This window comes from Mycobacterium sp., from assembly GCF_032162105.1.
Lineage (GTDB): Bacteria > Actinomycetota > Actinomycetes > Mycobacteriales > Mycobacteriaceae > Mycobacterium.
Genome location: NZ_JAVRPS010000295.1, coordinates 1 through 6,458, shown reverse-complemented (window position 1 = coordinate 6,458; position 6,458 = coordinate 1). Strand labels below are relative to the sequence as shown.

Sequence of the window (6,458 nt, the reverse complement as noted above, 5' to 3'; positions counted from 1 at the left end):
CCCGGAAACTATCCACCTTCGCCTCCGGGTGGCGGCTACCCGCCACCTCCGCCACCGGGTGGCGGCTACCCGCCACCTCCGCCACCGGCTGGCGGCTACCCGCCGCCACCGCCGGGGCAGGGCGGGTTCGCACCGCCACCGCCTGTCGGCGTTGGTACGGCCGCCGATCAGTACACGCCGTGGTTCACGCGCGTGCTGGCCTTTCTCATCGACTACATTCCGGTCGCGCTGTTGACCGGGATCGGCGCCATCTTCCTTGTCACCATGCAGAAGGTCGAAACGGTCTGTATCACAGATGATTCCGAGTTCAATCTCGGTGAGTTCTGCGCCACAGGCAACAACGGACCGTCAGGCTTGGCATGGGCGCTCTTCGCCGTCACCACGCTGATCGCCCTTGCCTACGGGATCTGGAACTACGGCTTGAGGCAGGGCAACACCGGATCAAGCGTCGGCAAGGCGATCATGAAGTTCAAGGTCGTCAGCGAGGCGACGGGACAGCCGATCGGCTTCGGCATGTCGATCGTGCGGCAGATCGCCCATGCCATCGACGGCGCCATCTGCTACATCGGTTACCTGTTCCCGCTGTGGGACGCGAAGCGGCAGACCATCGCCGACAAGCTCATCAAGACCATCTGCGTACCGATCTGACCGCGCTCGACGCTCATCGGCCCGCCAGCTTCGTGCTGGCGGGCCGATCTGTGCTGTACTGCCGGGCATGACGGCAAGCGCTCTGTCGTACGGACCGTGGCCGCGTCGGGTGATGGCCTTCCTGCTCGACGCCGTTCCCGTCCTGGTTCTGGCGGCACTGGCCGTCATCCTGCTGTACCTCACCAGGATCCGCAGATGCGACGGCGACCCGTCGGCGCGCGATCTCGGTGACCAGTGCGCGTCGAACACCAGCCCGTTGGGTCAGATCTGCTTCCTCGTCGCATGGTTGGCCATCCTCGGCTACGGCGTGTGGAACTTCGGCTACCGACAGGGCAGGACGGGATCGAGCGTCGGCAAGTCCGTCCTGGGCCTGCGGGTGGTCGACGCGACGGCGGGCGAGCCGATCGGCTTCTTGCGCTCGGTGATCCGGCAGTTTGCACACGTGGTGGATCTCCTCAGCCTCGGCCTTGGCTACCTGTGGCCGTTGTGGGACTCCAAGAACCAGACGTTCGCCGACAAGCTGGCGTCGACGGTGTGCGTGCGCGCCGACGTCAGCGGAACGCGCTGACCCCGGTCAGCGCCTCGCCGATGACCAACTGGTGCACCTCCGAGGTGCCCTCGTAGGTCAGCACCGACTCCAGGTTGTTGGCATGCCGGATCACTGGGTACTCCAGCGTGATGCCGTTGGCGCCCAACAGGGTCCGGCACTGCCGTGCGATCTTGATGGCTTCGCGGACGTTGTTGAGCTTGCCGACGCTGACCTGCTCCGGTCGGATCCGGCCGTCGTCCTTGAGCCTGCCGAGGTGCAGCGCCAGCAGTTGGGCCTTGCCGAGTTCGACGGCCATGTCGGCGATCTTGGCCTGCGTCAGCTGATAGCCGGCCAGCGTCTTGTCGAACACCTTGCGGGTGCCGACGTAGTCCAGCGTGGTCTCCAGGCAGTCGCGCGCTGCACCGACGGACCCGAACACGATGCCGAACCGGGCCTCCGACAGGCAGGCCAGCGGACCCGACAACCCGCGGGCGCCAGGAAGTTTGGCTTCGTCGGGCAGCCGCACGTCGTCGAGGCTGAACTCCGAGGTGACCGACGCCCGCAGCGACAGCTTGTGCGTCATCTCGCGGGCGCTGAAGCCGGGGGTCGACGTGGGCACCGCGAACCCCAGGATGCCCTCCTCGGCGCGCGCCCAGACGACCGCGACGTCGGCCACCGAGGCGTTGGTGATCCACATCTTCGAGCCGTTGAGCACCCAGTCCGAACCGTCGCGCCGCGCCGTCGTGCGCATGCCTGCGGGGTTGGAGCCGAAGTCGGGCTCGGTCAGCCCGAAGCAGCCGATCAGCTCGCCTGCGGCCATCCCCGGCAGCCACTGCTCGCGCTGCTCCTCGCTGCCCCAGTGGTGGATCGCGAACATCGCCAGCGAGCCCTGCACCGAGACCAGACTGCGCAGCCCGCTGTCGACGGCCTCCAGCTCCTGGCACACCAGGCCGTAGGCGGTGGCGGTCGAGCCGCTGCAGCCATACCCGGTGAGGTGCATGCCGAGCAGGCCGAGCTTGCCGATCTCGACCGCGAGCTCGCGGACGGGCACTTCGCCCGATTCGAACCACTCTGCGACAAACGGGCGCAGCCGCTGTTCGCCGAACCGCCGAACCATGGTGCGCAGCTCGATGTCCTCGGTGTTCAGCAACCGGTCGAGGTCGAGCAGCTGCTCGATCGTGGTGGAAGCGGCCATGGTCTTGGTTCTACACCAATGGACGCACCGGCCTGGCAGGGTTCGGGCACCGTTACCCTGATCGCCGTGAGTGAGCAGCGATCCGCAGCAGACGCGTTCCGCGCGTACGGTCCGGCCACCAGGGCCATCCACGCCGGTTACCGGCCGGATCCCGCGACGGGCGCGGTCAACGCACCGATCTACGCCAGCTCGACGTTCGCCCAGGACGGCGTCGGCGGGCTGCGCGGCGGCTTCGAGTACGCCCGCACCGGCAACCCGACCCGGGCGGCCCTCGAGGCGGCCCTGGCCTCGATCGAGGGCGGCACGTTCGGCCGCGCCTTCGCCTCGGGAATGGCCGCGACCGACTGTGCGCTTCGGTCCCTGCTGCGGCCCGGCGACCACGTCGTCATCCCCGACGACGCCTACGGTGGCACGTTCCGGCTCATCGACAAGGTCTTCACGAAATGGGGGATCGACTACACGCCCGCCGCGTTGTCCGACCTCGACGCCGTCCGCGCGGCGGTGACGGCCGAGACCAAGCTGATCTGGGTCGAGACGCCCACCAACCCGCTGCTGTCCATCGCCGACATCGCCGGAATCGCCCAGCTGGCCTCGACGTCCGGAGCAAAGGTGTTGGTGGACAACACGTTCGCCTCGCCGGCGCTGCAGCAGCCGTTGGCGCTGGGCGCTGACATCGTGCTGCACTCCACGACGAAGTACATCGGCGGGCACTCCGACGTCGTCGGCGGGGCGATGGTGACCAATGACGAAGAACTCGACGAGGCGTTCGCGTTCCTGCAGAACGGCGCCGGTGCGGTGCCGGGGCCGTTCGACGCGTATCTGACGATGCGCGGGCTCAAGACCCTGGTCCTGCGGATGCAGCGGCACAGCGAGAACGCCGCCCTGGTCGCCGAGTTCCTCGACGGGCATCCCGCCGTCGAGAGCGTGCTGTACCCGGGGCTTCCCGGCCACCCCAACCACGAGGTGGCCAGGCGGCAGATGTCGGGCTTCGGCGGCATGGTGTCGGTGCGGCTGCGTGGCGGCCGCGAAGCCGCCCACCAACTGTGTGCGCGCACCGAGATCTTCATCCTCGCCGAGTCACTCGGCGGCGTCGAGTCGCTGATCGAGCATCCCGCTGCGATGACGCACGCCTCCACGGCAGGTTCGCAGCTCGAGGTGCCCGACGACCTGGTCCGCCTTTCGGTGGGGATCGAGGACGCCGGCGACCTGCTCGGCGATCTCGAACAGGCGCTACGACAGGGCTGACCGCAGGGCCGACGCGGTGACCGCCAGGTTCATCTCGGGCATCGCCGTCGGGTACTCGTTCACCCAACTGCCGCTGGCGATCTCGCTGGCCCGGGTGTGCACCCAGCGCCAGCCGCGGTCGTTGAGACTGAACAGAGCGCCCAGCCCGTCCGCGGCGTGCAGCAGCGAGACGATGCCCGCCGTCGTGGGGGTCGGCGGTCGACGGTCGAACAGCGCCGACAGCAGCTCGCCCCGCGCCCGCCCCACCCGGTCGCGGTTGGTCAGCGGCCAGGCATAGGGCGTCCTGAATCGCTTGGACGGCAGGCGAACTCGACGGATCTGGCCGAGTCGCTCGAGGTGCAGCGCCACGCCTCCCTGGGTGGCCTTGCGCAACTTCGACACCGCGGCGTCGGGCCGCAACGGACGGCGCTGAAGCAGCTGGAAGGCCGGCTCTGCAACCGGGTCGCCGGGCCCGGCCGCCGCCAGTGCCAGCAGTCGGCCCGCCTGGGTGGGGTCACCGGGGACGGCAGGCCGGATGCGGCACGCGTAGGCCAGATCCAGCAGGACCGCCGCAGCGAGCAGCCGTTCCCGACGGTCGCGTTCCAGGGCGGGCTGCGCGGATGCGTTGTCCAGAAGTAGCAGAAATAGGTCCTCGGCGATCTGCGCCATGAAACGGACCGTAGATCAGCGGGCGTGGGTACCGCGAATCAGGAGTGGTACGGCTCCGCCTTGACCAGCACGACCTTGACGGTGTTGCCGCTGGGCACGGTGTACTCGCGGGTTTCCTTCTCCTTGGCGCCGATCAGGGCGCTGCCGAGGGGGGAGTTCGGCGAGAACACCTCGAGCTTGCCGTCGCTGACGCCCTCCTGGCGGGTGGCGATCAGGAACGTCTCGGTCTCGCCGTCGTCGTACTTCACCGTGACCACCGAGCCGGGCAGCGCGACGCCGGACTGCGTCGGGGCCTCGCCGACCTTGGCGTTGTTCAGCAGCTCCTGCAGCTGGCGGATGCGGGCCTCCTGCTGGCCCTGCTCGTCGCGCGCCGCGTGGTAGCCGCCGTTCTCGCGGAGGTCGCCCTCTTCGCGTCGGTCGTTGATCTCCGCGGCGATGACCGGTCGGTTGGCGATCAGGCCGTCGAGTTCGGTCTTCAGCCGATCGTGTGCTTCCTGGGTGAGCCAGGTGACCTGAGTGTCGGTCATGTCGCGCTCCTGTCGTTCGTCTCGCGCTGTTGGCGTAAGAAAGTTCCCCAAATGCCGCGATCGCAAGCGCATACCCGCGCGTTAAAGCAGCAATACACGGCTCCATCCAGGAACCGTGTATCCGACCATGCTACCACCGCCAGGTCAGCGGATCTTTACGTATTAGCTTTTCGATGTTCGTGCGACGGACGCTCGACCGGCGGTCGGTCAGGGCGCCACGAGGTAGGCGGGAACGTCGGTTCCGCAGCCGTAGACGTCGCCCATCACCGGCCGCTGACTGGTCTTGACGATGGCCGTCACCTGCACCGTTGCGGCCGACGACGGCGGAACCAGCACCTCGCGGCGGCCCGTCTCGCCGCCGTCGATCGACCGGGCCCGCACGATGCACACGACGGGGCGAGAGGGATCCTTGCGGGTCACCGAGATGGTCACCTCGGCGGTGCCGTCGTCGACCAATCGATAGCCGCCCAACTCGCCTTTGACGTCGCCGGTACCGAGGCGCTGAAAGCCGACGATTGCGACTACGACGCCGATGGCGAGAATGAGGACGAAGAGGCCGATTGCCAGCCGGCGACGGGTTCGGCTCGACAGCTTTTGCCGCCCGTAGCGGGCGGCCGGACGCTCGATCATGTGCGGTGCGTCGCCCCTTCGGATGGGTCTGAGTTCGGTTCCGTCTGCTCGGACTGGAACTATAGGACTACCCGAGACTGTTGGAACGGTCCGTACGAGTCCCGACGAACCAAGATCAGGTAGGTACGAGTGAGCGAACTGCGCTTGATGGCGGTGCACGCCCACCCGGACGACGAGTCCAGCAAGGGTGCTGCAACCACGGCCAAGTACGCGGCCGAGGGTGCGCGCGTGATGGTCGTGACGGTCACCGGTGGCGAACGCGGGGACATCCTCAATCCGGCGATGGACTTGCCGGACGTGCACGGCCGGATCCACGAGGTCCGGCGCGACGAGATGGCGAGGGCCGCCGAGATCCTCGGTGTCGAGCACAGCTGGCTGGGTTTCGTCGACTCCGGGCTGCCGGAGGGTGACCCGCTGCCGCCCCTGCCGGACGACTGCTTCGCGGTGGTGCCGCTGGAGGGGCCGACGGAGGCCTTGGTGCGCCTCATCCGCGAGTTCAGGCCGCACGTGCTGACCACCTACGACGAGAACGGTGGTTACCCGCATCCCGATCACATCCGTACCCACGAGGTGTCCATGGCCGCATATGAGGCGGCAGGCGACCACGTGTTGTTTCCGGATGCGGGCGAGCCGTGGAGCGTCTCGAAGCTGTACTACAACCACGGCTTCCTGCGGAAGCGCATGCAGTTGATCCAGGACGAGTTCGCCAAGCACGGCATGCACGGGCCGTTCGACAAGTGGCTGAAGCACTTCGATCCCGAGCTCGACGTCTTCGCCAGCCGCGTGACCACCCGGATCGAAGCCTCGAAGTACTTCGAGCAACGTGACGACGCCCTGCGCGCGCACGCCACCCAGATCGACCCGAACGGCGACTTCTTCGCCGCGCCGATCGAGTGGCAGCAGCGGTTGTGGCCCACCGAGGAGTACGAGCTGGCCCGCTCCCGCGTGGCCTTCAAGCTGCCCGAGGACGACCTGTTCGCCGGGATCGACCCGTGACCAATTCGCTGGTGCTGATCGCGGGTCTGCTGGCCGACGA

Annotated in this window: 8 protein-coding genes; 4 read left to right on the top strand and 4 right to left on the bottom strand. The window is 67.9% G+C overall.

Annotated features, from left to right (window positions below; translation table 11 throughout):
* Both QOC69_RS15275 and QOC69_RS15270 read left to right on the top strand, forming a co-directional pair.
* On the top strand, nucleotides 1–648 hold a 648-nt coding region (locus QOC69_RS15275), incomplete at its 5' end, for an Rv1078 family RDD domain-containing protein (RefSeq protein ID WP_526440923.1).
* A 67-nt stretch (nucleotides 649–715) separates the two neighbouring features.
* Nucleotides 716–1,216 (top strand): Rv1078 family RDD domain-containing protein, encoded by a 501-nt coding sequence (locus tag QOC69_RS15270; protein ID WP_526440921.1) that lies wholly within the window; start codon nucleotides 716–718, stop codon nucleotides 1,214–1,216.
* Here QOC69_RS15270 and QOC69_RS15265 read toward each other — a convergent pair.
* Nucleotides 1,200–2,372, bottom strand: a complete 1,173-nt coding sequence (locus QOC69_RS15265; protein WP_526440918.1) for an acyl-CoA dehydrogenase family protein — start codon at nucleotides 2,370–2,372, stop codon at nucleotides 1,200–1,202. The genes QOC69_RS15270 and QOC69_RS15265 overlap by 17 nt on opposite strands.
* A 66-nt stretch (nucleotides 2,373–2,438) precedes the next feature.
* On the opposite strand from QOC69_RS15265, the gene QOC69_RS15260 reads away from it, so the two are divergent.
* Nucleotides 2,439–3,617: a cystathionine gamma-synthase gene (locus tag QOC69_RS15260; protein ID WP_526440916.1), complete on the top strand. Its 1,179-nt coding sequence runs from the start codon at nucleotides 2,439–2,441 to the stop codon at nucleotides 3,615–3,617.
* Here the strand turns inward: QOC69_RS15260 and QOC69_RS15255 are convergent.
* From QOC69_RS15255 to QOC69_RS15245, 3 genes are all read right to left on the bottom strand, one after another.
* The gene (locus QOC69_RS15255; protein ID WP_526440914.1) at nucleotides 3,603–4,265 is read right to left on the bottom strand and encodes a GPP34 family phosphoprotein; all 663 of its coding nucleotides are present in this window, start codon (nucleotides 4,263–4,265) and stop codon (nucleotides 3,603–3,605) included. The genes QOC69_RS15260 and QOC69_RS15255 overlap by 15 nt on opposite strands.
* A 38-nt stretch (nucleotides 4,266–4,303) precedes the next feature.
* A complete protein-coding gene (gene greA, locus QOC69_RS15250; protein ID WP_184445039.1) occupies nucleotides 4,304–4,792 on the bottom strand; it encodes a transcription elongation factor GreA in 489 nt (162 codons plus the stop codon).
* Nucleotides 4,793–4,999: 207 nt separating this feature from the next.
* The gene (locus QOC69_RS15245) at nucleotides 5,000–5,422 is read right to left on the bottom strand and encodes a DUF4307 domain-containing protein (RefSeq protein ID WP_526440911.1); all 423 of its coding nucleotides are present in this window, start codon (nucleotides 5,420–5,422) and stop codon (nucleotides 5,000–5,002) included.
* Nucleotides 5,423–5,551: 129 nt separating this feature from the next.
* On the opposite strand from QOC69_RS15245, the gene mca reads away from it, so the two are divergent.
* Nucleotides 5,552–6,418, top strand: coding sequence for a mycothiol conjugate amidase Mca (gene mca / locus QOC69_RS15240; protein ID WP_526440909.1), 867 nt, complete (start codon nucleotides 5,552–5,554; stop codon nucleotides 6,416–6,418).
* Nucleotides 6,419–6,458 lie beyond the last annotated feature (40 nt).

Bases quoted from the DNA above. Each gene is read 5' to 3' on its own strand.
- greA (WP_184445039.1), bottom strand. From the start codon at position 4,792: ATGACCGACACTCAGGTCACCTGGCTCACCCAGGAAGCACACGATCGG.
- QOC69_RS15265 (WP_526440918.1), bottom strand. From the start codon at position 2,372: ATGGCCGCTTCCACCACGATCGAGCAGCTGCTCGACCTCGACCGGTTG.
- QOC69_RS15255 (WP_526440914.1), bottom strand. From the start codon at position 4,265: ATGGCGCAGATCGCCGAGGACCTATTTCTGCTACTTCTGGACAACGCA.
- QOC69_RS15245 (WP_526440911.1), bottom strand. From the start codon at position 5,422: ATGATCGAGCGTCCGGCCGCCCGCTACGGGCGGCAAAAGCTGTCGAGC.
- QOC69_RS15270 (WP_526440921.1), top strand. From the start codon at position 716: ATGACGGCAAGCGCTCTGTCGTACGGACCGTGGCCGCGTCGGGTGATG.